At 38.0% G+C, this 26,196-nt stretch carries 24 protein-coding genes and 1 pseudogene; 14 read left to right on the top strand and 11 right to left on the bottom strand.

Annotated elements, in window-relative coordinates; translation table 11 throughout:
• Positions 1-416: pseudogene (locus tag U0839_RS04325) on the bottom strand (hypothetical protein); the annotation flags it as partial.
• Positions 417-478: 62 nt separating this feature from the next.
• Between U0839_RS04325 and gloB the strand changes: the two are divergent.
• Entirely contained in the window at positions 479-1,204 is a 726-nt protein-coding gene (gloB, locus tag U0839_RS04320) for a hydroxyacylglutathione hydrolase (protein WP_413550154.1), read from the top strand.
• A 324-nt stretch (positions 1,205-1,528) separates the two neighbouring features.
• On the opposite strand, the gene U0839_RS04315 is transcribed toward gloB, so the two are convergent.
• The 5 genes from U0839_RS04315 to U0839_RS04295 are packed head-to-tail and all read right to left on the bottom strand — an operon-like array spanning position 1,529 to position 4,920.
• Positions 1,529-2,224, bottom strand: coding sequence for a lysophospholipid acyltransferase family protein (locus U0839_RS04315; RefSeq protein WP_413550152.1), 696 nt, complete (start codon positions 2,222-2,224; stop codon positions 1,529-1,531).
• A gap of 17 nt (positions 2,225-2,241) precedes the next feature.
• Entirely contained in the window at positions 2,242-2,856 is a 615-nt protein-coding gene (locus U0839_RS04310) for a YdcF family protein (RefSeq protein WP_155565735.1), read from the bottom strand.
• 1 nt (position 2,857) lies between these two features.
• Entirely contained in the window at positions 2,858-3,808 is a 951-nt protein-coding gene (locus U0839_RS04305; RefSeq protein ID WP_196424863.1) for a cell division protein FtsX, read from the bottom strand.
• Positions 3,789-4,460, bottom strand: coding sequence for a cell division ATP-binding protein FtsE (locus tag U0839_RS04300; RefSeq protein ID WP_155565733.1), 672 nt, complete (start codon positions 4,458-4,460; stop codon positions 3,789-3,791). Before U0839_RS04300 ends, U0839_RS04305 begins: the two co-directional genes overlap by 20 nt.
• Positions 4,461-4,494: 34 nt before the next feature.
• Complete coding sequence (locus tag U0839_RS04295; protein ID WP_155569478.1) at positions 4,495-4,920, bottom strand: hypothetical protein; 426 nt, start codon at positions 4,918-4,920, stop codon at positions 4,495-4,497.
• A gap of 259 nt (positions 4,921-5,179) precedes the next feature.
• Here U0839_RS04295 and U0839_RS04290 point away from each other — a divergent pair, with 259 nt between their 5' ends.
• From U0839_RS04290 to U0839_RS04265, 6 genes are all read left to right on the top strand, one after another.
• Positions 5,180-6,751 carry an ATP-binding protein gene (locus U0839_RS04290; protein ID WP_155565731.1) on the top strand — a complete coding sequence of 524 codons (1,572 nt, stop codon included), beginning with the start codon at positions 5,180-5,182 and terminating at the stop codon, positions 6,749-6,751.
• Positions 6,752-7,006: 255 nt separating this feature from the next.
• A complete protein-coding gene (locus U0839_RS04285) occupies positions 7,007-7,402 on the top strand; it encodes a response regulator (protein ID WP_110438330.1) in 396 nt (131 codons plus the stop codon).
• A 51-nt stretch (positions 7,403-7,453) separates the two neighbouring features.
• Positions 7,454-8,035: an ATP-dependent protease subunit HslV gene (hslV, locus tag U0839_RS04280; RefSeq protein WP_155565730.1), complete on the top strand. Its 582-nt coding sequence runs from the start codon at positions 7,454-7,456 to the stop codon at positions 8,033-8,035.
• A gap of 3 nt (positions 8,036-8,038) precedes the next feature.
• Positions 8,039-9,361: an ATP-dependent protease ATPase subunit HslU gene (hslU, locus tag U0839_RS04275; RefSeq protein ID WP_413550151.1), complete on the top strand. Its 1,323-nt coding sequence runs from the start codon at positions 8,039-8,041 to the stop codon at positions 9,359-9,361.
• A 39-nt stretch (positions 9,362-9,400) separates the two neighbouring features.
• The gene (locus U0839_RS04270; RefSeq protein ID WP_370533613.1) at positions 9,401-9,835 is read left to right on the top strand and encodes a SufE family protein; all 435 of its coding nucleotides are present in this window, start codon (positions 9,401-9,403) and stop codon (positions 9,833-9,835) included.
• Positions 9,836-9,950: 115 nt separating this feature from the next.
• Positions 9,951-11,648 carry an alpha-keto acid decarboxylase family protein gene (locus tag U0839_RS04265; RefSeq protein WP_155565728.1) on the top strand — a complete coding sequence of 566 codons (1,698 nt, stop codon included), beginning with the start codon at positions 9,951-9,953 and terminating at the stop codon, positions 11,646-11,648.
• Positions 11,649-11,734: 86 nt separating this feature from the next.
• On the opposite strand, the gene minE is transcribed toward U0839_RS04265, so the two are convergent.
• The 3 genes from minE to minC all read right to left on the bottom strand — a co-directional run bounded on the left by minE (position 11,735) and on the right by minC (position 13,621).
• Positions 11,735-12,010 carry a cell division topological specificity factor MinE gene (gene minE / locus U0839_RS04260; RefSeq protein ID WP_122124292.1) on the bottom strand — a complete coding sequence of 92 codons (276 nt, stop codon included), beginning with the start codon at positions 12,008-12,010 and terminating at the stop codon, positions 11,735-11,737.
• Positions 12,010-12,822, bottom strand: a complete 813-nt coding sequence (gene minD / locus U0839_RS04255; RefSeq protein ID WP_110438326.1) for a septum site-determining protein MinD — start codon at positions 12,820-12,822, stop codon at positions 12,010-12,012. The genes minE and minD overlap by 1 nt, the downstream gene beginning before the upstream one ends.
• 91 nt (positions 12,823-12,913) lie before the next feature.
• Complete coding sequence (minC, locus tag U0839_RS04250; RefSeq protein WP_347400750.1) at positions 12,914-13,621, bottom strand: septum site-determining protein MinC; 708 nt, start codon at positions 13,619-13,621, stop codon at positions 12,914-12,916.
• Positions 13,622-13,885: 264 nt separating this feature from the next.
• On the opposite strand from minC, the gene U0839_RS04245 reads away from it, so the two are divergent.
• The 6 genes from U0839_RS04245 (at position 13,886) to U0839_RS04220 (ending at position 22,009) form a co-directional block, all read left to right on the top strand.
• Entirely contained in the window at positions 13,886-14,554 is a 669-nt protein-coding gene (locus U0839_RS04245; RefSeq protein ID WP_110438325.1) for a glutathione S-transferase family protein, read from the top strand.
• Between the two features lie 16 nt (positions 14,555-14,570).
• Positions 14,571-15,743, top strand: a complete 1,173-nt coding sequence (locus U0839_RS04240; RefSeq protein ID WP_155565726.1) for a glycosyltransferase family 4 protein — start codon at positions 14,571-14,573, stop codon at positions 15,741-15,743.
• Positions 15,730-16,647 (top strand): glycosyltransferase family 9 protein, encoded by a 918-nt coding sequence (locus tag U0839_RS04235; protein WP_155565725.1) that lies wholly within the window; start codon positions 15,730-15,732, stop codon positions 16,645-16,647. Before U0839_RS04240 ends, U0839_RS04235 begins: the two co-directional genes overlap by 14 nt.
• Before the next feature lie 42 nt (positions 16,648-16,689).
• Positions 16,690-18,657, top strand: coding sequence for a threonine--tRNA ligase (gene thrS / locus U0839_RS04230; protein ID WP_155565724.1), 1,968 nt, complete (start codon positions 16,690-16,692; stop codon positions 18,655-18,657).
• A gap of 206 nt (positions 18,658-18,863) precedes the next feature.
• On the top strand, positions 18,864-19,355 hold the full coding sequence (gene infC, locus U0839_RS04225; protein ID WP_413550150.1) for a translation initiation factor IF-3: 492 nt from the start codon (positions 18,864-18,866) through the stop codon (positions 19,353-19,355).
• A 137-nt stretch (positions 19,356-19,492) separates the two neighbouring features.
• A complete protein-coding gene (locus U0839_RS04220; RefSeq protein ID WP_413550147.1) occupies positions 19,493-22,009 on the top strand; it encodes a glycosyltransferase family 2 protein in 2,517 nt (838 codons plus the stop codon).
• 5 nt (positions 22,010-22,014) lie between these two features.
• Here the strand turns inward: U0839_RS04220 and glyS are convergent, their stop codons facing one another.
• The gene (glyS, locus tag U0839_RS04215) at positions 22,015-24,075 is read right to left on the bottom strand and encodes a glycine--tRNA ligase subunit beta (RefSeq protein ID WP_413550146.1); all 2,061 of its coding nucleotides are present in this window, start codon (positions 24,073-24,075) and stop codon (positions 22,015-22,017) included.
• A 1-nt stretch (position 24,076) separates the two neighbouring features.
• The gene (locus U0839_RS04210; protein WP_110438318.1) at positions 24,077-24,967 is read right to left on the bottom strand and encodes a glycine--tRNA ligase subunit alpha; all 891 of its coding nucleotides are present in this window, start codon (positions 24,965-24,967) and stop codon (positions 24,077-24,079) included.
• A gap of 201 nt (positions 24,968-25,168) precedes the next feature.
• On the opposite strand from U0839_RS04210, the gene U0839_RS04205 reads away from it, so the two are divergent.
• Positions 25,169-26,077 carry a DUF2076 domain-containing protein gene (locus U0839_RS04205; protein WP_413550144.1) on the top strand — a complete coding sequence of 303 codons (909 nt, stop codon included), beginning with the start codon at positions 25,169-25,171 and terminating at the stop codon, positions 26,075-26,077.
• The last annotated feature ends 119 nt before the right edge of the window (positions 26,078-26,196 follow it).

The following is a 26,196-nucleotide window of genomic DNA, read 5'->3' as shown; positions in this document are numbered from 1 at the left end:
CACCATTTTAATTTATTAGGAAGTAAAAGCAAAATTTTGCCATCATCTTTTAAAATTTCCCAACAAGACCTTAAAGTTTTATGAATATTATAGATGCCGATCGGAAAGAATGGATAAAACATGATTCGGTCAAAACTGCATTTTGCGAAAGGAAAACGATTGTATGTAAAACAACATGTTTTTACTGATGGAAAATTTTCTAAATTGGATAATTCATGTAAGTTCTCTGCAAGATTACCCTGAATATGATTATGGGGTGAAGATTGCAGAATGAAATCTTGAGGAATGGCACCAAGGGTGAGTAAAGAAAGCCCTCGTAGATCTGGCCACAGGTGCAGAAACTTATCAGTAAGATAGATTACTGATCCTGGTTGAGTATTATTTGGTATAATACTAGAATTAGCCTTGGGATTCATTATTGATTTCCAGAAGAATCATTTTGTTATACAAGAATAAAATATTGAAATAAAGAAAGAGAATGTCTGTTCTTATTAAGCCTATTCCTTTTTATGAAACCAATTATGCGTGGCTATTATATGATAAGAAAACCAGAAATGCAGCTATTGTCGATCCTGGTAATTTTACTCCCGTTTTTAATACTATAAAAGATAAAAAGCTGAATTTGCAATCGGTACTTGTCACGCATCATCATTCAGATCATACAGGGGGCATTCGCCAATTGAAAGACAAATTTAATTGTCAGATATATGCACCTGATAAAGAAAAAAACAGTATTGTGGATGCTACGGATTATGTAAAGGATCATGAACAGATCGACCTGGGTTTCGGTTTTTTTGAAGTTATAAGCACGCCAGGTCATACTCTGGGATCTGTTTGTTATTATTCATATGATTTAGGTATAATTTTTACAGGAGATACTCTATTTAGCCTTGGTTGTGGTCGTTTATTCGAAGGCAGTCCAGAACAGATGTTTCAAAGTTTCAAACGGATAAAGTCCCTGCCTGATGAAATTATGGTCTATGCCGCTCATGAATATACTGAAGATAATGGTCGTTTTGCCCTGACAGTGGATTCAAACAATGAAGATTTGTTAAATCGTTTGAAGCAAGTGCAGCAATTGCGTTCGGAAAATAAACCATCCTTGCCTGTCATGCTGACAATTGAAAAGAGAACCAATCCTTTTTTGATGGCCTTGACCGTTGAGGAGTTTGCACGCTTACGTAAGGCAAAAGATCAATTTTGATAGGTTTAAAAAGGAATGATTTCATCAATTTAGCTAAAATTAATGATGGATAATTTACGAATTAATGATTTCAATTTTTAATGTGTGGATATTAAGTAAGCATGCATGATTTAGCAAGATTTAATTTTGCGATAATAATTATGGAGAATTATTAATTATCGGTAAATTATCCACATTTTGTCAAAGCGTGTGTTAAATCGAAAAGGAATCGTAAAGAATGGCTTGTAGGCGCAACTTATTATCTTTTCGTTGTGTTCTTTTTTTTAAAGTTATTTTATTTTCAATAAATAGATCCACTAACTTATCCACAATTCATAAAAAATGTTACATGATATTATTATCCCAGCTTTTTTCTATGGCAAATAACACTTTCTTGCGATTTGACAGGTCTGTAATGACTGGATGCAAATTAATATAAATTGTTCCAGGTTTTTTTAAGAAAGAGTGGCGCCCCCAATGTAACCCTGAATTGGTGCTAACTGGAACAATTTTAAGGTCAAGTTGACTTCCAATAGCTGCAACACCGGCCTGCAGTTTAACTTTTTTACCATATTGTGAACGTGTACCCTCAGGAAAGATAATAATTTGTCGTTGATCTTTTATAGCGTTTTTACAATTTATGACAAGATTTTTCAAAGCCCTTGCACCTCCTTGACGGTCAAGGGGAATCATTCCGGATAAGAGAAGCATTGGCCCGACAAGTGGAAGATGTATCAACTCTTTTTTCATTATATAGGCAGGACGCGGTAAAAGATTCATCCATATCAGGGTATCAAAGGCGGATTGATGCTGAGATGCTATTATAAAAGATGAGTCATTGGGCAAGAATTCCTTGCCTTTTATATCAATCTCTATTTTACAGATTTTTGTAAGACCCTTGATTGAAAGCTCAGTCCATAATTGTGCATAGGCCAAGGCATGTTTTTTTGCAAAATAACGGATATAAAAAGCAAAAAGACCCATGAACAGGGTTAGGGTAAAAAAATATATTGAGAAAAGTAGTGATCGAATAAAAGTCATAAAGGTCATGAAATCCGTTAATGTTTAATATTGATTAAATCATGCTTTGGTTTTGTCGTGTGAATTAATCCTGTATAGGCCATAAGTAGCTTATTGTATTCGATAAATAATAATCGAATAGAAGATATTTTTAAAACATTATCCTTATTGATGGTTTTGATCGAGAAGGGATAAAGAGGAATATCGTATAGAAGGTTTCTAAGTTCAAGAATGGCTCGACGCATATGATAATTTGAAGTTATTACCGTCAGGGATTGCAAACGGTAATAATGAACCCATGCCGCTGTTTCAATGGCATTACCCATGGTGGACGTTGCATTATGTCCCAGTAAAATATGGTCTTGACATGAAATTGCAGGAAAATTCGTAATTGAATTCTTTAAATCTTGCAGGGTTGTTGTTGCTCCAACTCCAGATATAAGCAGATATTGAGAACAATCTTTTTCAAGAAATCTAATGGCTGTATGGATTCTTCCGGTTCCACCGGTCAATACGACGATACCGTCCGTTAAAGGGGGGATAGATGAGAAACTTAACAAATCATATATAAAAACAACAAAACCACTTAACCATAAAAAAATAATGATTCCAATAATCTTGATCAAAAAATTCTGAGAGATTTTTTTTTTCATTTTATGTCAAATGTCTTAACCAATAATATACAATGAATGTTGTTGAAATCCAGCCTATAAAATAATTGCACAAAGGTAAAATAATAATTAAAATCAATAGATTAAATGGTAACAAGGTTAAAATGCTAAACCACCCCTGATAAACTGTTTCCCAGTTTGGATTACTGCTGAAGGGCAGACTAAGATAGGTTAAAAAAAACAATAAGGGAATTGAGAAAATTAAGCCGATGCCACCTCCGATAAGGGAAAGAAATGCATTCCTTCGTGCAAAACGTATGGATATATAGTGATCTGACGCGCCTAGATTATGAAGTATTTCGATTGTTTGTTTGCATTGTATCAAACCAGTTCGGGTGGCGATGGCTATTACAATGGCTGCGACAAAAATCATGGTAAGAAAAGCAAGGAATGCACAGGTTTGCAAACTATTTGCAAGAACATTTAAGCGTTGACCCCAGAAGTTACTTTGTTCAATAACGATATTGGGTTCGATTTTGCGTAAGGAAGTTTCAAGCTGGCCTGAAATTTTTGTATTATTTTTTAAATGTAATTCGATGACTGCGGGAATGGCAAGGGCAAGATTGTCAAAATCTTCATGCAGCCAAGGGGCTAATAATTCATCTATTTCATTATCATCAAGTTTGTGAAAAGAGACAAGTTCCCTGGAGGTCGAGAGAAGGGTGATAATTTGCTGGATTGATGCATTATTGTCGGAATTCTCTTGTTTTGTATTTTGAGACGAAATCTGGAGGTTATTTTGGGGAATTTGTAGAATTACTGTGGACGCTGCCCCTGTATTCCAACGATTTGCTAGATTTTGACCAGCATAGGTTCCCGCAATCATCAGGGTGGCCAAAAAGGTCATTGCAGCAACAAGGGGAATTAAAAATTGTCCGGGTAAAGCCAGATTGACTTTCAATCCATCAGTGGTTTTATGTTTTAACAGCATCATCAATTCGTATTTGTCCATTATTTAATTTTAGTCTAGGGGCAGGGAATTGATGGATGAGATTATCATTATGGGTGGCGATAATGATTGTGCACCCCAAATCATTAAGATCAAAAAAAAGATCCATTAAACGTAATACCTGTTCCTCATCCAGCGCATTGGTGGGTTCATCAGCCAACAAAATATCAGGTCTGTGAATGACAGCTCGGGCAATTGCAACGCGTTGTTGCTCCCCTCCAGAAAGGGTTCGAGGGTATAGTTCAGCCTTATTTTGCAAATTCATCCATTGGAGAATTCGATTTGTCCAACGACTTACTATGGATTCATCCGTATTCTGCAGTCGAAGGGGTAGAGCGATGTTATTATAAATGCTTAAATTGGGAATAAGTTTAAAATCTTGATAAATGATGCCTATTCTTTGTTTTAAGTGGCAAATAGTTGAACGACGGTTTTTATGTATGTTTGTTTCCAAAATTTGTAATTGCCCAGCATTAGGCATTAATTCAAGATGGAACATCTGGAGCAAGGTTGATTTTCCAATTCCTGATGGTCCTGTTAACCAGCAAAAACTACCTTGGGGAATATGGAGTGTGACATTTGATAAAATCGGACAGTCTTGTCTGTAATAAAGGCTTACCTTGTCAAGTTGAATCATTGCAGAAAGGTTTCATGGCAGATAAGGAAATGGATTATAATTTACGTCCCAAATAAACAGTTACGGTCGCACATAATGCGGTTAACATAATAAGTAAAACGCCATCGAAAATTAATTTTCCTGCAGTTAAACTATGTCCTGCAATCATAATTGAATGGGGAATCAGGTTGCCTCCATGTTTCACAAGCTCACCTGTTTGAGGATCTGATGAGGAGATAACGGCTATTAATGAAGAAGTGATGGCAGGCAATAATTTCCATATGATACCAATAACCAAGAATAACGGGGCAAAAATTTCGGCGACTTGCTGGATCAAGTAAAAGCAGAAATGACAAGCGAACCAGAGAATATTTAAAAATGGATTGGACACTTTGGATGAATTTCTTGAATCGGTATATTCTTGGCTGATGTGGCCTAGCCGTTCTTCTGATCGTGTATTATTAGAGAAAAATTTATTCACGAAACTATCCTTAAACTGAATAAAAAGAAGATACACTGTAGCATATTGATATAAATCTTATAATAAAACTCTTTATATAAATCTTTAATTTTTTGAATTAAAATAATTAATTAACCGAAACATATTAATTTTCAGTGAATTTACTTGCCATATCAGATATTCTGAGAAAAATAAGTGGAATGGTATTTTTGTAGATCCTGTTTAATTATTGATCTAGGCAAACCATATATATCAATAAATACTTTTTAGAGAATTGGGTATGGGTAACAATACGCAGCCTTCGATATTAATCATTGATAATGATTCCAGGATTTTAAAGGAATTCAAACAAATTCTGGGTCAGGATTACTCTTTATATCTTACAGAATCTTCCTATCATGCCTTGGATATGATTAAAAAGGGGGCTCATTTTTCCACCATTATCTATAATAATTTCATGCCCTGCATGTTCGGAAATATTTTTTTTGCCCGTGTTCGTAATCTTATTGTTGCTACACGTATTCTTTTGGGACCAAAAAGCCGAACGGATATTCTGATCAAGGCGTTGAACGAAGGGGGAATATCGTTTTTTATTCCAAAACCGCTGGATCCTTTCATGGTAAAGGAAATTGTAAAACGGGCCGTTAAAAGATCAGAATTTCAAAGAAAACTAATGCATGAACGTTTATTGTTAAAAGGGTTGTTGGATAATCTGCCCTATGGCCTTGCTTTCAAAGATGAGGAGGGTCGTTTCACCCGTATGAACCAGTTGGCGGCCAATCGGCGTGGATTGACCATTGCCGAATGCCTTGGAAAAACAGAAGAGGAAACTGAACCGTCCTTTACGTCGCAAGAATTGTCAAGATTTAACCAGCGTTTGAAAAAAGAGGAGCGCTTTGTGGAGATATTGGAGGTTCCCTCGAATAATTCCAAACAATCGTCACAATGGTTTATGATTACCCGTTTATTGCTGGATAGAGCAAAGGGTGAAATTACGCATCCTTCTGTACTGATGGAGCTGGATATCACTAAACAAAAAGAATTGGAAATGCAGTTGCGGCAGTCGGAAAAATTGAAGGCCCTTGGTACAATGGCTGGGGGAATTGCTCATGATTTCAACAACCTGTTGACAACAATGATCGGCTCGTTGGAATTATCCGAAGAGCTGTTGGAGGTTTCGGGTAATTCTGAAATCATGGATACAATTAAGCAGTTACAGAACAATGCCTTGGAGGCGGCAAAAAAGGGTAGCACATTGACAGAGCGACTCTTGAGTTTCAGCAGAAGAAAGAAATTATCTTTGCAGGAAGTGGATCTCACCAAGACTATTCAAAAAAATTTCGATCTATTGTCCCAAACTCTTCAGATGCGTTATGAAAGAAGGTTCAAAGAACAGATTGAAACCAACCAATCAAATAGAATTCATCTTGAATTTAAAAATAATGTATCGGGTATTTTGACGGTTAAGACAGATCCATCACAATTTGAATTGGCTGTCATGAATTTGTGTATCAATTCAGTAGATGCCATGAAAAATGGAGGTGTAATAACTATCATTTTGGATAAGAAAGATGTTGGTCCGGATGAAGGCAAACGACTTCATTTAAATCCGGGTCCTTATGCAGTCACCATCATTCAGGATGAAGGCGAGGGAATGAGTGCTGAAACCATTGCTCATATTTTTGAACCTTTTTTTACAACAAAAAAAATGGGGTTGGGAACAGGACTGGGAATGGCAATGGTTTATGGATTTGCACAACAGTCGGGGGGACAGGTTAATGTGCAAAGTCAATTGGGAGCAGGAACAAATATAAGTATATATTTACCCATATATAGTGAAATGGAAAGATAGATATTTAATAAATTTCCATCAACATATTTGAATATTAATATAAATTAATTAAATAGAAATCAAAAATTAATATTATATTATGTCACCAATCTAATATGATTTTTATATAAAATGTAGATGCATATTTTTATTCTTTAATTGCTTTTTAATATTTTTTTTAAATGATAATATAGATAACGAAGTGAATATATAGTTTTAAAATGATTATAGAGTCTGAACACTATATTTTTCCTTTTGACGTAAAGGCATAAGGAAATGTTGATTGAAGCACAAAAACAAAAAACAAAAAAAATAATTTTGGTTGCTGAGGATGACTCCATTTTACGCCCATTATTGGTGGAATTGCTGGATGAAATGCAGTTTGAGGTAATTGCCGCTGAAGATGGCACAAAGGCAATGGCATTATTACAAGATTTGGATTGTAATCATATGCATGTCGATTTACTATTAACCGACATCGGGTTGCCAGGAGTAAATGGAAACAAACTTGCTGAATTTGCGCGTAAGATCTGGCCGAATTTATCGATATTATTTATTACTGGTTATGCACATGGTATCAATACCATGACTTTTGACAATAAAATACAATTGTTAACCAAACCTTTTTCCCTTGGGGTATTGACAAAGCGTATAGAAGAATTGATTTCTTAACCAGCTCGGATAATTATTATCATATAATTTTATGTAAGGTTAACCCTAGATATGCAAAATAACACTTTATCTACGTATGATCCTATTCAGTGGCATGGTACGACTATTTTATGTGTCCGTTACGGAAAGCAGGTGACAATAGCAGGTGATGGCCAGGTAACACTGGGTAATACAGTTGTAAAAGGTAATGCGAGGAAAGTCAGGAGAATAGGACAAAACGGTTCTATATTGGCTGGTTTTGCAGGGGCGACAGCGGATGCTTTTACCTTGCTGGAACGTTTGGAAAAGAAATTGGAGCGTTATCCCAATCAGTTGGAAAGGGCTTGTGTCGAGTTGGCTCAGGATTGGCGAACGGATCGTTACTTAAGAAGACTTGAGGCAATGCTGCTTGTGGCTGATCATGTTCATTCATACACATTAACAGGTAATGGTGATGTACTGGAACCAGAAGACGGGGTGGTAGCCATTGGTTCCGGTGGTAATTATGCTCTGGCGGCCGCAAGGGCGCTTTTGACTGTTGATGGACTAACATCGGAAGAAATCGCACGTCGAGCCATGAAAATTGCTGGGGATATTTGTATTTATACCAATCACTCCCTTGTTGTAGAGACCTTGAACGCAGAAAGTAAATAATATATGCAAATCCCGACCTATACTCCGAAAAAAATTGTTGCAGAACTTGATCGTTATATTGTTGGTCAACATGAAGCAAAAAAGGCCGTATCTATCGCTTTGCGCAATCGATGGAGAAGAGCTCAGTTACCTGACCGGATGCGGGAAGAAATTGTTCCTAAGAATATTTTGATGATTGGACCAACGGGTTGTGGTAAGACGGAAATTGCTCGTCGATTAGCCCGTTTGTCACAAGCTCCATTTTTAAAAGTTGAGGCAACTAAGTTTACCGAAGTTGGTTATGTCGGTCGTGATGTGGAAAGCATTATTCGCGATTTGGTTGAAGCATCTTTGGTCATGTTGCGTGATGTGAAACGTCGCAATGTCGTTGAAAAGGCAAAAGATGCTGCCAATCAAAGAATAGTAACGGCGTTGGTGGGAGATGGAGCGACAGCAGAAACACGTAATAAATTCCTGCAGATGCTGGTTAATGGAGATTTAGAGGATAAGGAAATAGATATCAAAGTGGAGGATATATCCTCTCCTGTTAATCAAATGGATATACCGGGGATGCCATCGGCCCAGATTATCAATTTTACCGATATGATGAAAGGGTTCATGAACCGTTCTGAAAAATCACGTCGTATGACGGTTGCAAAAGCCCGGGAGGCATTAATTCGTGAAGAATCTGATAAGCTTCTGGATAATGATGCGCTTGTGCAAGAAGCTATACAGCGTGCACAAAATCATGGAATTGTCTTTCTGGATGAAATTGACAAGGTTTGTGCCCGTTCTTATGAGGGAAGTGGTGGGCGTGGTGGTGCCGATATTTCCCGTGAAGGGGTACAGCGTGACTTACTGCCATTAATAGAGGGAACGACTGTCTCAACAAAATATGGTCTGGTTAAAACCGATCATATACTTTTTATTGCCTCTGGTGCTTTTCATTTGGCTAAACCTTCTGACTTATTGCCGGAACTACAGGGGCGCCTACCGATTCGTGTTGAATTATCGGCTTTAACCTGTGAAGATATGCGTCGGATTTTAACAGAACCCGAACAGTCACTTTTGAAACAGTATATCGCTTTGATGGAAACGGAAAAAGTCAAGTTACAGTTTACGGATGATGCAATTGATTCAATTGCCCAATTGGCAACGGATATTAATGAAAGAGTTGAGAATATCGGTGCGCGTCGTCTGGCAACCGTTATGGAAAAACTTCTTGAAGAAGTTTCTTTTACAGCTTCTGAACGTTCAGGTGAGGAGATTCAGATAACTGCAAAGGATGTAACGGAAAAAGTTGCTTCCTTGGCAAGTAAAAGTGATTTAAGTCGTTTTATTCTTTAATTTGTAATTTGTCTGGCTATACGAGATTTATATATGTCAATTTCAGGTTCTTTTATTTTACCCGAAGAACAAAGCGCGGTAGAGGCAATTGGTGTCATTAGGGATGAGTTTGATCTTTTTGATGATTGGACGCAGCGATATCGTTATTTGATTGAACTTGGAAATAATTTGCCTGCTTTTCCTGTTGAATGGCAAAATGATAAATTTCGTGTGGTTGGTTGTCAAAGTCAGGTTTGGTTAAATTACATCTGGGAAGGAAATAAATATTATTTTGCTGGATCGTCTGATGCCGTGATAGTTAAAGGACTGATCGCTTTGTTATTAAGAATTTATTCTGGAAGAACAGCAGAGGAAATTTTGAAAATCGATCCTGGATTTGTCAAGGATCTGGGACTTGCAGGGGCGTTGTCAGCAAATCGAAGTAATGGGGTTATGTCGATGGTTAAAGCTATACAGCATATTGCCTCACGATAGTGTTAATTTTTTTTGAAATATTTATTTCGTATAATTTGAGATTCTTCAATTGAGATAACAGTCTGTAAATTAAAGATTATTTTAAGAAACACATTGTAAAGTTAGGGGATAATATATGAAAAAAACAATTGGGGATTTCTTATTGGATAGATTATCTCAAATTGGGATCAACACAATTTTTGGTGTGCCTGGGGATTATAATCTTCAATTTTTAATGCAGGCAGAAAAAAGAAAAGATATAAAATTTGTTGGAAATCGTAATGAGTTGAACGCGGCCTATACTGCGGATGGTTATGCACGTTTAAATGGAATTTCTGCAATACTAACAACATATGGTGTTGGTGACCTGAGTGCCCTTAACGGTGTTGCAGGAGCATATGCCGAATACGTGCCAATGGTTTGTCTTTCTGGAGCGCCACCTTTACACAGTATAAATCAAAGGTCCTTTTTGCATCATACCACGGCGGAGGGTAATTATGAAGATGTCATGAATTGTTACCGCTCCTATACCGTCGCTCAGGCGCGCCTTACGCCACAAAATGCAGTGGGGGAAATTGATCGTGTATTGCAAGTTTGCAAACGGGAAAAAAGACCTGTTTATATTCAAATCCCATCGGATATAACGTTTTTCGAGATTGATGTCCCTGATGAAAAACTGGTCTGTTCATTACAAATGAGTGATTCCTTACAACTTTCAAATCTTTTGCATGGCATTAAAGAACGTCTGCGACATGCTGAACGTCCGGCTATGCTGCTGGGTAATGCCATAGATCGATTTGGACTCAGAGAACTTACGCAAGAACTTATCGAAAAATTGAATATTCCATTTGCCACCCAATCAGCGGCACAGGCAATTTTGGATCAGGGTTTATTGCAATGGGTTGGTGAATATAATGGCGGGGCTTCTGTCAGATCCGTTGTAGATATCATTGAAAATTCTGATTGCTTAATAGGAATTAACGTAAAATTTACAGACAGTAATTCTGGGTATTTTACGCAGAATATTCCAGAAAATATGATCAATATCATGCCCTTCAGCACTATCGTTGGTAAAAAAGTGTTTGAGGATGTCTGTGCTGTAGACCTTTTGAAAAGCCTGATAAAAAATGACTTGTCCCGACAGTCAAATTTATTCTCTTCCATTCATAAAAATAAAAAACACTCATGGACAGTTGAAAAGGGCAAGGCATTAATCCTTAATCGTTTTTGGACAAAAATGGATCATTTCATTCAGGAAAACGATGTCATTGTTACGGATGCAGGCACCTCGATGAGAGGTGTCAGGGGATTGGCTCTTCCTGCCGGAATTACAATCATTAATCAGCCTTTGTGGTTATCAATCGGGTATTCATTGCCTGCCTTGTTTGGTTCATTAATGGCAGCACCTAGACGGCGCCAAATATTATTTGTCGGGGATGGGTCATTCCAATTAACAGCGCAGGAAGTATCAGCTTTTTTTGCGCATGATCTCAATCCAATCATTTTTTTGGTGAATAATAAAGGTTATACAATCGAACGCAGCATTATGGGGTTATATTCCTCGTTTAATGATATTCCTGAATGGAACTATCATAAACTATTTGATGCTTTGAGTGATAATAAACCCTATTCATACCATCAAGTCAGAACTGAGGATGAATTGGAAACAAGCCTGGAAGAACTGGAAAATGATACTTTAGTACCGCGTATTGTTGAAATTATGATCGATCCTTTTGACATACCCAAAAAAGTTCAGGATTCAGCAGACCGTATTGCATCCTTCAATTATGGAAAAAGAGGTTTGAAAGAGCTTGATAAAAAAGTTCATTTCTAAATAAATGTTGAGGAGTTTTATTCTAGATCAATAACAAGCTCCTCAAATACATTAAAAAAAAGTCTATCGATATTATCAAGTTTAAATCAAAATTTTTTTTGACGTTGTTGGGGAACCTCAATATCAATAGCCAATGTTGAACAGGCAGATCCTTGATCAATTTTGACCTGAATTTTTTCTTGATCAATGGAGATATGCTTTTGGATAACCGCCATAATTTCTTTTTGTAATTTTTGCAATAAATCTGAATCATTTTGATTGCTGGTAGAAGAACGTTCATGAGCCAGCAGGATCTGTAAACGATCCTTGGCAACGGGCGCTGAACTTTTTTTATTAAAGAAATTTGAAAATAAAAAACTCATCATCTATTCCTCTTTAACAACCAGTCAAAAAACCCTTTTTTGTCAGTCGGAATGGTAATGTCTATTTTTTCTCCTTGCAAGCGTTTAACTGCATCTACATAGGCACGGGCAGGGGCAGAGTTGGGTGCAGAAAGTGTTATCGGAGTACCTATATTTGAAGCCTTGAGAATTTCCTCACTTTCAGGAATGATACCAATCAAGGGAATGGAAAGGATATCAAGTATATCATCTGTGTTAAGCATGTCGCCATGGGCCGCCCTGTTTGTTGCATAACGTGTAATTAACAGGTGTTTGTTAATTTTTTCACCTTTTTGGGCTTTATCAGTTGTACTGTCAAGGATGCCTATGATACGATCACTGTCACGAACCGAGGATACTTCGGGATTGGTAATGACAATGGCCTCATCAGCAAAATGCATGGCCATTTTAGCACCGCGTTCAATTCCGGCCGGACTGTCACAAATTATCCAGTCAAACTTCTCTTTTAATTCCTCAATAACCTTTTTGACACCCTCTTCAGTCAAGGCATCTTTGTCCCGTGTTTGGGAGGCGGCCAGAATGAAAAGGGTTTCGATACGTTTATCTTTAATCAATGCTTGAGAAAGCGTGGCTTCACCTTGTATTACATTGATAAAATCAAACACCACACGTCTTTCTGATCCCATTACAAGGTCAAGATTTCTTAAACCGACATCAAAATCAATGACGACAACCTTTTGTCCTGTCTGGGCGAGGGCCGCTCCAATCGCTGCGGTTGTTGTCGTTTTACCAACCCCGCCTTTACCTGAGGTAATAACGATTACCTTCGACATACTTGTTCCTTTATGATAATCCATTTTCAATATGTTAAAAATATCATTTTACGGCAAATAAAACACTAAAAATATCAGAATATAATTTTATTTACCTTGTTTTTGTTAGATTAGTTACAGTAATAACATTCTCTTTTAAAAAAACCTGTGCAGATTTATTGTTAAAAGTCTCTGGAATTTCTTCTGCTGTCATGTAATATCCATCAATAGCCAATAGTTCTGCTGCCATATGACTGGTGAATATTCTGGCATTGGGTTGTCCACTTATACCGGCAATAGCGCGTCCCCGCAGGGCGCCGTAAACATGAATGGATCCACCGGCGCTAATTTCCGCTCCCGATGCAACAGAATTAACAACAATTATATCCCCTTCCGGAAAAAAAATGCTTTGTCCTGATCGAACGGGATCATCAGTAATATAGCAAGGAACGGATTGATTTTTAGCTGGAGAATCGATCGGGGGATTTAAATTGTCGATATTCTTTCCTCCTGTAAGAATGAAATTTCTAGGCCAGTCCTTTAATGCAGAAGGATTGGATGGCAATCCTTCCATACTGATAATCTGAATATTTCTGCCTAAAAGTTCATGATAAAGTTTTTCCAATCCTTCTTCATCGCCTGTCAAGAGTTCAAGATTGAGAATAACAGGTTTGCCATAGAAAAATTGTGAAGAACGTTTAATTTGTTCGTCCAGGCTTTGTAACCAATTTACAAGAGGGGCTTTTGGTGAAAGAACCAGTGCCAAAAACGAACGGCCTCGGATCCGTAAGGGGGGCAGTGAATGCGAAGAATGATGCACCACGAGTGTATTTCCTGTTTGACAGATCAAATAAATTAATGACGTCTAAATTATTACGTTTTGATAAAGTTGAAAAATAAAATAATAATATACGAAAAAATAAATATCTTGTAATTTTTTAAAAGATGAATTTAAGCCTTTATAATTGATTAAAAGTTAAGCTATATGATTAAACTGTAGTGATAAACTGATTTTAAAATATTTTCAGTAAAAAAACATATTATGTTACACTAAAGAGATTTTGTGGAATAATGGCAAGGCTTTATGCGAATATTGTATCATCTTCCCCTTTGTCCTTTCAGTCGTAAAATTCGGCTGATAATGGCAGAAAAACGATTATCTTTTGAATTGATGACCGAAGCTGTATGGAAAAAACGGGATGAATTCCTGTCGATGAATCCTGCTGGTACCGTTCCTGTCCTGGTAGAAGAAACGGGTCTGGCTATTTGTGATTCCTATGCGATCAGCGAATATTTGGAAGAAGCCTATCCTGACACGTTATTAATGGGTCGCACTTTGGCGGAAAGAGTGGAGGTGCGACGATTGGTTGCCTGGTTTGATGACAAATTCAATCGAGAAATCACTCGAAATTTACTGTTTGAGAAAATGTTCAAACGTCTTTTTGGAAATAGCAATCCCAATGCTCAGGCATTGAGAGAAGGCTACCAGAATATAAAATTTCATCTTGATTATATTGCCTATCTAGCTGAAAACAGGGTTTGGCTGGCAGGAAATAATTTGTCAATTGCTGATTTTGCCGCTGCAGCCCATCTTTCCAGCTTGGATTATATTGGTGATATTAACTGGGATAAATATCCAATGGTAAAGGATTGGTATGTTCGGATAAAATCCCGCCCCAGTTTTCGTGCCTTGTTAAATGATCGGGTAAGTGGTGTAGTCCCTCCCAAATATTATGCCGATTTAGATTTTTAATGAAATTTTAGTCGGAATGGAAAATAAACCGGTCATATTGCAAGTTCTACCAGCATTGGGTACAGGTGGGGTAGAGCGGGGAACTGTTGATATGGCAAAGGCAATCATACAGGCGGGTGGCATTGCAATTGTAGCCAGTGAAGATGGAATATGGCAGCATTATCTCGAAAAAATTGGGGCAATTTACATTCATTTACCACTAAGCTCAAAAAATCCGTGGATAATCTGGAAAAATCATTATGCGTTAATTAAGATTATCCAGTATTATAAAGTGGATATTGTTCATGCACGTTCAAGAGCGCCGGCATGGTCTGCATGGTTGGCAGCAAAAAAATGTCATATCCGTTTTGTCACAACCTGGCACGGAGTTTTTCAGGCCAAATGGTTCGGAAAACGTTGGTACAACCAGGTAATGACCAAAGGGGAAAAGGTGATAGCGATCAGTCATTATATTGCTAATCATTTACAACAAGAATATCATGTCAACCAGCAAAAACTATGTATCATTCCACGCGGGGTTGATCTAACTATTTTTGATCCGAGTTTGCCGTTAGGTAACCGAATAAGTTCATTGGCACAGAGTTGGGGAATTTCTGAAGAGCAAAAGATCCTGTTATTGCCGGGAAGAATTACGGAGTGGAAGGGACATAAATTATTATTGCAGGCTTTTGCTGAATTAAAATTCAATCATCCGAACTGGATCTGCATTTTTGTCGGTCCCGCCAAAGAAAAAGATCATTTTTTAAAAGAGTTGCTTGCCTTAGCCGATTATCTAAAAATAAAAGATTCGATTTATTTTGTGGGAAATAGCCAGGATATGCCTGCGGTCTATGCACTGGCAAATATCGTTGTAGTACCTTCCCTTAAACCTGAACCTTTTGGACGTGTCGTAATTGAGGCCCAGGCTATGGAGAAACCTGTGGTTGTTGCCAATCATGGCGGGGCGGCAGAAACAGTTGAAGAAAATGTTACAGGTTACCTTTTTAAGCCCGGCAGTGTTAATAATTTGGTATTTGTTTTGGATCAGTTGATGGAAAAAACAGATGCAGATTTAAATTGGATCGGTCGGCTTGCCCGGGAGGCGGTTCAAAAAAAATATACTTTGCAACAGATGCAATGCAAAACCCTTTCTGTTTATAACGAGATATTACCTCCTGAAAACAAATTAAAGATCAATGATGTCAGTTAAAAGAATCTTGATTATACGTTTGGGTGCTTTGGGGGATTTTATCCAAAGTTTTTACCCGTTTGCGGCCATTCGTCAGTATTATCCCAATGCAGAGATCACCTTGTTAACATCTGCATCATTTGTTGATCTGGCCAAAAGGTCACCTTGGTTTGATCGTGTTATTGTTGATGACAAACCTTCCTGGTTCAATATTGCGGGATTGATTAGGCTAGTGAAAAAACTACGGGGATATGATTATATCTTTGATTTACAAACTTCTCGTCGATCAACACGTTACTTTAGGTTCGCAGGGCAGAGACAAGGCTCGGCGATTGCAAAAACAGCATCGCATAGACATGACAATGAGGAGCGTAATCGCTTGCATACATTTGATCGCCAGAAAGATCAGTTAAGCAAGGTTGGTATAACCGATTATCCCGAGCTTGATTTATCCTGGTTTTTATCCGAAATGATTGATTTTTCCATTGATCGACCCTATGTTGTGTTAGTTCCTGGTTGCTCTGCACGACGTATGGAGAAAAGATGGCCTATTCAGTATTATGGTGAGATTGCGAATATATGTCTTGAAAAAGGGCTGGTCCCCATAATTGCTGGAGGAAAAGAAGAGAAAGAGATTTCCCGACAGATTTTGCAATTATGTCCGAAGGCAATGAACTTGATTGGTAAAACAAGTTTGTTTCAGTTGGGGCATTTAATGAAAAATGCACAATTTTCGCTCGGAAATGATACAGGACCAATGCATATTGCCGCATTGGTGGGGGGGTGTTCTGTTGTTTTGTTTTCATCATCAAGTAATCCTGCGCTGACCGCACCACGTGGAAAACATGTCAAAATATTGTATGAGGCGGATTTAAGAAATCTTTCCGTAAAAAAGGTTGCACAAGAATTGAACTGGGTTCATTAAAGTTTATTATTAGGTTTATTATAGCGTTCTGGAGTTTTAAGTATGCCATCTATTACCTTGCCTGATGGATCTGTTCGTGAATATGAAGGATCGGTTACGGGTTTAAGTATTGCACAATCTATTGGGGCAGGTTTGGCCCGTGCAGCTTTAGCAATGGAGCTGAATGGCAAATTAGTCGATCTATTAACTGAAATATATGAAGATTCGTCAGTAAAATTCATTACAAAAAAAGATGTGGCGGCGTTAGAGTTAATCCGTCATGATGCTGCCCATGTACTTGCCCAGGCAGTACAGGAACTATATCCGGGAACCCAGGTTACTATTGGTCCAGCTATTGAGAACGGTTTTTATTATGATTTCGCCCGTGAAGAACCTTTCAAGCCAGAGGATCTTGGTAAAATAGAACAGAAAATGCATGAGATTATTGCGCGTAATGAACCTTTTGTCAGAGAGGTTCTGCCTCGGCAGAAAGCAATCGAATATTTTGAAACCAATGGGGAACATTATAAAGCCCAGCTTATTCGGGATTTGCCAGAAACAGAAACAATCACAGTCTATAGACAGGGGGAATGGCTTGACCTTTGCCGTGGACCGCATTTAAGAACAACCGGGGATGTCGGTAAAGCTTTTAAACTGATGAAGGTTGCTGGTGCATATTGGCGTGGGGATTCAAAAAATGCCATGCTGTCACGTATATATGGAACGGCATGGCGTGATCAAAAAGAGCTTGATGCCTACCTGACGCAATTGGAAGAGGCGACAAAACGCGATCACAGACGGATTGGAAAAGAGATGGATCTTTTCCATCTGCAGGATGAATCCGTAGGTTCCGTATTCTGGCATCCCAAAGGATGGCAAATTTATACCGAATTACAGGCTTATATGCAGCGTGTCCAACGTCGTTATGGATATGAGGAGGTGCGAACCCCCCAACTTGTTGACCGTTCATTATGGGAGGCATCAGGGCATTGGGACAAATTCAAGGAAAATATGTTTATTGCCTCCGTTGAGGATGAAGATCGCATTTACGCTTTGAAACCCATGAACTGTCCATGTCATATCCAAATATTCAATCATACATTGCGTTCCTATCGTGAGCTTCCCCTTCGGATGGCGGAATTTGGAGCCTGTCACCGTTACGAACCTTCTGGAGCACTACATGGGATTATGCGTGTTCGGTCATTTGTTCAGGATGATGCGCATATTTTTTGTACAGAAGATCAAATTACTTCTGAAACAGCCTTGTTTGTCCAAATGTTGTCAGAAGTATACAAAGATCTTGGTTTCGAGAGTTTCCGCATCAAATTTTCTGATCGTCCAGAAAAAAGAGCGGGAGATGATGCGATTTGGGATCGTGCTGAAAATAGCTTGAAGGAAGCCTGTAAACAGGTTGGTGTAGAATTTGAGCTTAATAAAGGGGAAGGCGCTTTTTATGGTCCCAAACTGGAATTTGTTTTACGTGATGCGATAGGAAGGGATTGGCAATGTGGCACGTTGCAAGTTGACTATGTTCTGCCAGAACGGCTTAAGACGGCTTATATTGGAGAAGATAGCGCTAGACATCGCCCAGTTATGCTTCATCGGGCAATTTTAGGATCATTTGAACGGTTTATTGGTATTTTGATAGAACAATATGCAGGTCATTTCCCTTTGTGGCTGGCACCTGTCCAAGTAGTTGTGGCAACGATTGTAAATGATGTGGAGAATTATGCCCGAGAAGTCGTTGCCCTGCTGAAAGCCCAGGGAATTCGTGTGGAATTGGATGATAGAAACGAAAAGATCAATGCAAAGATTCGTGAACATAGTCTGCAACATGTTCCTGTCATTTTGGTTATTGGGCGCAAGGAGGCGGAAGAACGTCATTTGGCGGTACGTCGATTGGGTGGAAAATCACAAGAGATCATGGCTTTGAATGAAGCCATGGATCAACTGTCTCGAGAGGCATCACCGCCAGATAAAGGACGTGTTCCCTTTGCGCGGCGAAAGGCTAAATTTTATTGTGAAGACTAGATAGTTTTTTTAAAATCTATTATAGTATTTTAAGAAGTTGTTTATTATTAAATCTAGGAAATGGGTTATTTACAAGATTGATTTTTTTGATAAGTTCAATTTTCTAATTTTTGAGTAAGTAATCCCCTTTTCAATGATTTATTTATAGAAGGAGCTTAACCATAGTAAAAACATCGATAACCCCTGCGACTAATCGTGAAGGGCCCTTGGTTGATGATGAGATCCGTGCTGCACAGGTTCGCCTGGTTGGTGCTGATGGTGAAATGTTAGGTATTGTGCCAACACGTGAAGCTTTGAAAATGGCTTATGCTGTTGGACTGAATTTATTGGAAGTCAGTCCAAATGCTGATCCGCCAGTAGCGAAAATTGTTGATTACGGCAAATTCAAATATGAACAGCAGAAAAAAAAGAATGAGGCACGTAAAAAACAAAAAGTCATTGATATTAAGGAAATCAAGGTAAGACCCAATATTGATGAAAATGACTATCAGGTAAAACTAAACGCGGCAAAGCGTTTTATTGCTGGTGGTGACAAGGTTAAAATCACGTTACGTTTCCGTGGACGTGAAATGGCCCATCAAGAACTGGGTGTTCAACTGTTGGATCGATTCCGTGTTGATATGGAAGAGGTTGCAAAGACAGAACAAACTTCCAAGATCGAAAATCGTCAAATGATTATGGTTTTAGTAGCCCGTTGATGTGATAAAATATTAAATGAAGTTCAATAAAGGTATGTAAAATTTACATACCTTTTTTTATAATGATATTTATTTTTGAAAAATTATAATTTTATTCAAGAAATAGTAAATTTAAGTTAACTAAAAGGATGGGGTTCATGAATGCTCAATCTCGCTGTACGGGTTTCTGTCAAAGAATTAAAGAGGGGGTATTTGTGGGATGGGCAATTAATGTCGTTAAACCTGAAAAACCTACAATTGTTTCTGCTTTTATCGATGATGTAAAGATTGCTGAAATTAAATGCGATATTGAAAATAAAACTATCCAGCAAAAGCTGAATTTTTTTCGCAGCGATATCGGTTTTCAATTTTCCATACCAGAAAGATACAGGGATAATAAGAACCATAAGTTGTCATTTCAATTTATTGATGAAACACCTTTTATAATCTCTGATTCAAAACAGAATAATAAGCAAGTATCCTATGTATATTTTCAATTATTAAGAAATAACGATTCTGTAGAATATGAATCTTTTATTGATGGATGGAAGAATGGTTCAATTGTTGGATGGGTTTTGAAAAAGGATTTGAAAACAGGAGAATATACAGGAAACTGTTCGATTCTTGTTGTCATGAATGGGATTGAATTACAAACGGTTCAGGCCAATAGATATCGTCCTGATGTGGCAAGTGCTTATAATAGTGAGCCAAGATGCGGTTTTGCGGTTGTTATACCCAAAGTGCTTCGAAAACATTTTAAGGCGGAATTTCGCGTGTATGTAATGCCTGATTATATAGAAGTGAAAAACAGCCCCTATCAAACAAGCCTTGTTGATGATTTGTTGGAACAAAAACTATTAATAATGAATCAGCATATAGATAGTCTATATAATGAAATTAATTCCCTAAAAAGTGAAATTAAAAATTTAATCGCTTATCCGGAATATGTAATTGATGAATATCATCTATGGGCACAAAAATATTTCTCGAATTTACCAAAATTACTTGATAAAAAAAGACAAAATTTGAAAGATTTAAAGATAAAACTTAAATCTCCCAAAATTTCAATTATATGTCCTGTTTACAAACCTGATTTATCTCATTTTAGGGAGGCTGTTGATTCTGTTTTATGTCAAACTTATAAAAATTGGGAATTGATTTTGATTGATGATGGAGGAAAATCAGCATCAATTCAGAGAGAAATCAAAAAATATGTTTTGTTTGATAACAGGATCAAGGCAATTACACTGACATGTAATAGGGGTATTTCCGAAGCTACCAATGAAGGATTGAAACAGGTAAAAGGTCAATGGATTGCTTTTTTTGATCATGATGACCTGCTGGTTCCTGAAGCATTGGAAATGATGATAATGGAAGCGCAGTGTCATAATGCCTATTTTGTTTATTCAGATGAGGATAAGCTTGATAACAATGGTGAATTTACCGAACCCAATTTAAAACCTGATTTTAATTACCGTTATTTGTTAGGGTGTAATTATATTTGTCATTTTGTCATGATTCATGTTGATTATGTTAGAAAAGTTGGTTTTCTGTCATCGCAATATAATGGTGCACAGGATCATGATTTTATTTTGCGATTGACAGAATATTTAAAATCATCGCAAATTCATCATGTTCAGGAGATTTTGTATCACTGGCGTATTACTCCGAATTCAACAGCGGAAACAATTGCCAATAAACAATATGCGGTAAAAGCGGGTGTAGACTGTGTAAGTGATCATTTGAAACGTACGGGTCACGAAATTGTAGTAAGCTCGATAGAGAATGCTACGATGTATAAGGTCGCATGGAATAAGATACCGCAATCAACTGTTACAATTATTATCCCTTTCAAAGATCAGATTGAAATTACCAAACAATGCGTTGATCGTATTTTGGACCGAACCAAATATAGCCACTATAATATTTTATTGGTTGATAACGGATCAAAAAAAACAGAAACTCTAGAGTTTATAAAAAACTATTCGCGAAAAAAGATTGTAAATTTTTTAACAGTACAAGAAGAATTTAATTTTTCACGTTTGAATAACCTGGCCGCTCAAAAAATAAAATCCGATTTTTATTTATTCTTAAATAATGATGTATTTATCGAAAATGAGGATTGGCTGGAAATCATGTTGAATGAGGCGGAATTTGCTGATGATATTGCAATTGTGGGAGCCAAACTGTTATATCCGAATGGAAGAATACAACATGGAGGCATTATTGTCGGTCCCGGGGAAGTTGCCCAACATATGAATAGGGGGATGACCAAGAATGATTTTGGTTATGTCGGACGTTCTGTATTATCACAGGAATTGACTGCAGTAACAGCGGCCATGATGTTGGTAAAGGCATCAGTTTTTAATGAGGTGGATGGATTTGATGAAATTAATTTAAAAATTGCATATAACGATGTCGATCTATGTTTGAAAGTAAGAGAGGCAGGTTATCGAATTATTATGTGCATGGATGTGATTGCCATTCATCATGAAAGCTATTCAAGAGGTAGTGATGATAGACCTGAACACCAAGAACGCTTCACATATGAAATGGAATTTATGGAAAAAAAATGGGGTGAACAGGCAGTTTATAAAAATGATTCAGCCTATTCACCTCATTTTAAAGTCAAGCCCCAGCTGTTTTATGAATTAACAGACCCAGTTAAAATCTAATATAACTATTTTTCAATTTGGCTAAAATCAGCAATAAGGTTAGCTACATTATCAATTTGATTGAGAAGTTTAAGTCGATTATGACGAATGATTTCATTTGGATCATTAATAATAGTCTTATCAAAAAAGATGTCCAGTTCAGAGCGTAAGGAAGCTATAGTATTCATTGCAAATTCAAACTTCTTATGATCAAGCGCTGATTCAATCATTTGTGTAGCTTGCTTTAAATGACTGTACAGATTTGTTTCTTCATCAGTATGGAAAAGAGACGGATCGGGTTCACCTTGATGAGGGCCGTCTTTCTTGTTTTCAATTCTGAGAATGTTGCTTGCTCTTTTGACAGCGGCCAGAAGATCTTTTCCTTCGGATGATTCAAGAATTTGATTTATGGCATTAACTTTTTTAAGAAGTTCGGAAATATCAGTTAAATGATTTTTTTGTGAAACTGCTGATAAAATATCATGTCGTAAACCCTCACTTCGTAACTGAATAATAAGTCGTTCATTCATGAAATTTGCCAAAAATTTCAGATCTGAAGCTTGTTGTAAATCTTTCGGAAGTGTTGAAATGGAGAATTCAAATACTTTTTCTAAATCAAGAGAGAGATTGTTTTCACGGATGATTCTGATAATCCCCAAGGCAGCCCGTCTTAATGCAAAAGGATCACCAGATCCTTTGGGTTTTTCACCTATGGCAAAAAATGCGGTTAGCAAATCGATTTTATCCGCGAGTGCAACAATAACAGAGCATGGTTCAGAGGGTGTCTGGTCTTTTGGACCACAAGGTTTGTAATGTTCCTTGATTGCAAGCGCTACGGCAGGATTTTCATTATCATGTTGAGCATAATATCCCCCCATAATACCTTGGAGTTCCGGGAATTCACCAACCATTCCTGTTGCAAGATCAGCCTTGCAAAGTAAAGCAGCACGTTGTGCATGAACTACATCGGCGCAAAGCTCGTTTGCAAGAAAGCCTGCAACTTTGACAATACGTTGCACACGTTCGTATTGGCTGCCGAGTCTGGCATGAAAAATAACATCATTTAATGAGTTGTTATATGATACAAGTTGTGTTTTACGGTCCTGTTCCCAAAAATAACGGGCATCGGCAAAACGTGCCCGCAAAACACGCTCATTTCCGGCAATGATTAAGGAACCATCATCGTCTGGTCTAATATTCGCTATAAAAATAAAACGTGCTGCTGGTGAGCCATCTTGATTTTTCAGTGCGAAATAACGTTGATTCACTCGCATTGAAACTTGCATTACTTCTTGTGGCAAATCCATGAAAATGGAATCAATTTTACCCATATACGCGACGGGCCATTCAACAAGTCCCGTAACTTCGTTCAAAAGTCCTTCATCAGAAACGAGTTGAAGTTTATTATTTTCTGCAAGCTTGGATATGTCTGCAAGAATTTTATCACGACGCTGTTCAGAGTCGGCAATAACATAATGGAAAAACAGTGTTTCCTGCCATTGTTTTGTATTGCGGATGGTAAAGGGGGAAGGAGAAAGAAAACGATGGCCTTCAGTGATTTGATCGCTGGATAATCCATGCGCATCATCATTTTCTTTTGCCAAGGTAAAAGGAACAACCTCACCATCCAGAATACAGGTGATGCGATGCAATGGGCGAACCCATGTAAATTGGCTGCCATTTCCCCAACGCTGTGATTTAGGCCAGGGGAATTGCCATAAAAGTTGCGGAATTTTTTCCTGAATAAATTGGCTGGCTGATTGCTCAGGCTTAATTTTTTTCAAAACCCAAAAACCGTTCTCTTCAATCAAATCATTTTTTTGAGCCGCATGTTTGCGTAAAAAACCCTCTAACGCTTTTTCAGGGGCTGTGGTTCGTGGCCCTCTTTCCTCCAGCTCTTGTGCCGGAATGGTAGCGTCAATCTGCATAGAAACAGCGATACGTCTTGGTGTGGAGAATGTTTTAGCATCAGTGGGATTAAGATTGATCAGCGCATTATTCAGTAAACGGTTAAGATTTTCCATGGCTTGCTTTTGCATGCGTGCGGGAATTTCTTCCGATAATAGTTCAATAAACAATTCCGACATATTATTTTTCCTCTGCCAGCCAAGTTTCACAACATTGTTTTGCCAAATTACGAATGCGACCAATATAGGAAGCGCGTTCATTCACGCTGATGACTCCACGGGCATCAAGCAGGTTGAATAAGTGGCTTGCTTTCAAACACTGATCGTAGGCTGGCTGAGCAAGTTTCTGTTGGACCAACGCATTGGATTCTTTTTCTGCATCCTTGAAATGATTGAATAAAAGGGTCGTGTCTGCACATTCAAAATTGTAACGGGAATAATCCTTTTCAGCCCTGAGAAAAACCTCTCCATAGGTCAGCCCGTGATCATTGAAGGCCAAATCATAGACATTCTCAACGCCCTGAATATACATGGCCAATCGTTCAAGGCCGTATGTAAGTTCAGTTGAAGGAATAGAGGTTGTTATCCCGCCAACCTGCTGGAAATAGGTGAATTGAGTGACCTCCATACCGTCACACCAAACCTCCCATCCAAGTCCCCACGCGCCAATTGTGGGATTTTCCCAGTCATCTTCAACAAAACGAATATCGTGCTCTTTTGGATTGATACCGATGGCTTTATAACTTTCAAGCAATAGTTCCTGACTATTCTCAGGGGATGGCTTCAGTAGAACCTGATATTGATAATAATGTTGTAAACGGTTGGGGTTTTCACCATATCGTCCATCTGTTGGACGCCGACAGGGTTGAACATAGGCCGCTTTCCAGGGTTTGTCGCCCAACGCTCGTAATGTCGTGTGTGGTGATAATGTTCCCGCGCCGATTTCAAGATCATAAGGTTGTAATAATGCACAACCTTGAGAATTCCAGAATTCATGTAACTTTAAGATCAGTCCCTGGAATGATAACGTTTTTTTTGTTGAAGCTGGTTGAAAGGGTGTATGCGATGGCATGAATTATATAATTCCAAAAGAATGCAAAAATAACGAATAATAAGTGTTAATTATTTTTTAGTCTATCGATGGTTACGAATAAGATTAAATAAATAATACGATCTTGATGATATGACAAGAAAAGTGAATCATCTTCAAAAATTTGTCTTATAATTAAAATATAAAGAGAAATCCAAAGATAATTTTAAAGGTTAATCAAAGATGAATAATGACGAACAGCAATTGATCAATCAATTTTTTGAACGTGTCAGTGGAAAAAAAACAGCTTCTCCAAATACGGTTGGAACAGCCAGTCCGTTACCCCCTATTGATTCTGAAGCCAATCAACTGATTAACAGTAATTTGCAGAAATATCCTGAAGCGGGCTATCGTATGACACAAATGGCCATTGTTCAGGAAGCCGCCTTGGTTGAATCTCAGAATCGTATTCGTCAGCTGGAATGGCAATTACAGCAGATGCAACAACAGATTCAACAGCTGAAACAGACTCAGGCCCAATCAAGCCAACCTCGTTCAGGAGGATTTCTGGGAGGGCTTTTTGGTGGCGGAAACCGGTCGCAAACTCAAATGTCGCCTCAATCCCAACAAATGCCGCCAGGATGGGGAGGAAATCCTAATCGGCCACAACCACAAACAAATCAGTCTATGAATACACCTTATGGACAGCAACAACCTCCGGCTGTGAATTATCCCCCAGGTTATCAACGAGGAATGTTTAATCGGGGTGGAAATGGATTTTTAGGCAGTGCATTGTCGACGGCAGCTGGTGTTGCCGGGGGTATGATGGCTTATAATGCATTGAGTGGATTGTTTGGTGGCCATCATGCAGTTAATGGTGCTGCACCAATGTCTGCTGCAGATCCGAATGATCCGTTTGCAGGAACAGCAGCTGGCAGTGATCCCTTTACGGGTGAGGGTACCGCAGTTGATCCGAATTTTGATGCTGGTAACAATTCTGGTGCCGGATTTGATAATTATGCTGATGATGGTTTCAGTAACAGCGGAAATGATACAGATTGGGGTAATTCTGGAGATTCTGCTGATTGGGGCTCTGATGATGGTGGTGACTGGGGTGGTGATGATGGAGGCTGGGGAGACGACAGTTTCTAATATTAACTGATTTCATTGTCTAAATCATAAAAGGGTTAACCTTTCTAGCAAGATTGATCCTTTTAAAAATTAGGTGATAAAAGGCTTTTATTATTGAGGAAATTAAAAAAATCTTTGGT

The organism is Commensalibacter sp. A3DC, assembly GCF_047307945.1.
Taxonomy (GTDB): domain Bacteria; phylum Pseudomonadota; class Alphaproteobacteria; order Acetobacterales; family Acetobacteraceae; genus Commensalibacter; species Commensalibacter melissae.
This window is presented reverse-complemented; position numbering and strand designations above follow the sequence as displayed.

Excerpts from the sequence above, each read along its gene's own strand:
- U0839_RS04245 (WP_110438325.1), top strand. The coding sequence starts at position 13,886 with ATGCGAATATTGTATCATCTTCCCCTTTGTCCTTTCAGTCGTAAAATT.
- minE (WP_122124292.1), bottom strand. The coding sequence starts at position 12,010 with ATGAGTTTTTTATTTTCAAATTTCTTTAATAAAAAAAGTTCAGCGCCC.
- U0839_RS04310 (WP_155565735.1), bottom strand. The coding sequence starts at position 2,856 with ATGAAAAAAAAAATCTCTCAGAATTTTTTGATCAAGATTATTGGAATC.
- U0839_RS04305 (WP_196424863.1), bottom strand. The coding sequence starts at position 3,808 with ATGATGCTGTTAAAACATAAAACCACTGATGGATTGAAAGTCAATCTG.
- U0839_RS04210 (WP_110438318.1), bottom strand. The coding sequence starts at position 24,967 with ATGCCATCGCATACACCCTTTCAACCAGCTTCAACAAAAAAAACGTTA.
- U0839_RS04315 (WP_413550152.1), bottom strand. The coding sequence starts at position 2,224 with ATGACTTTTATTCGATCACTACTTTTCTCAATATATTTTTTTACCCTA.
- U0839_RS04235 (WP_155565725.1), top strand. The coding sequence starts at position 15,730 with ATGATGTCAGTTAAAAGAATCTTGATTATACGTTTGGGTGCTTTGGGG.
- U0839_RS04205 (WP_413550144.1), top strand. The coding sequence starts at position 25,169 with ATGAATAATGACGAACAGCAATTGATCAATCAATTTTTTGAACGTGTC.
- glyS (WP_413550146.1), bottom strand. The coding sequence starts at position 24,075 with ATGTCGGAATTGTTTATTGAACTATTATCGGAAGAAATTCCCGCACGC.
- hslV (WP_155565730.1), top strand. The coding sequence starts at position 7,454 with ATGCAAAATAACACTTTATCTACGTATGATCCTATTCAGTGGCATGGT.
- U0839_RS04285 (WP_110438330.1), top strand. The coding sequence starts at position 7,007 with ATGTTGATTGAAGCACAAAAACAAAAAACAAAAAAAATAATTTTGGTT.
- U0839_RS04300 (WP_155565733.1), bottom strand. The coding sequence starts at position 4,460 with ATGATTCAACTTGACAAGGTAAGCCTTTATTACAGACAAGACTGTCCG.
- U0839_RS04290 (WP_155565731.1), top strand. The coding sequence starts at position 5,180 with ATGGGTAACAATACGCAGCCTTCGATATTAATCATTGATAATGATTCC.
- thrS (WP_155565724.1), top strand. The coding sequence starts at position 16,690 with ATGCCATCTATTACCTTGCCTGATGGATCTGTTCGTGAATATGAAGGA.
- U0839_RS04265 (WP_155565728.1), top strand. The coding sequence starts at position 9,951 with ATGAAAAAAACAATTGGGGATTTCTTATTGGATAGATTATCTCAAATT.
- U0839_RS04240 (WP_155565726.1), top strand. The coding sequence starts at position 14,571 with ATGGAAAATAAACCGGTCATATTGCAAGTTCTACCAGCATTGGGTACA.
- hslU (WP_413550151.1), top strand. The coding sequence starts at position 8,039 with ATGCAAATCCCGACCTATACTCCGAAAAAAATTGTTGCAGAACTTGAT.
- minD (WP_110438326.1), bottom strand. The coding sequence starts at position 12,822 with ATGTCGAAGGTAATCGTTATTACCTCAGGTAAAGGCGGGGTTGGTAAA.
- U0839_RS04220 (WP_413550147.1), top strand. The coding sequence starts at position 19,493 with ATGAATGCTCAATCTCGCTGTACGGGTTTCTGTCAAAGAATTAAAGAG.
- gloB (WP_413550154.1), top strand. The coding sequence starts at position 479 with ATGTCTGTTCTTATTAAGCCTATTCCTTTTTATGAAACCAATTATGCG.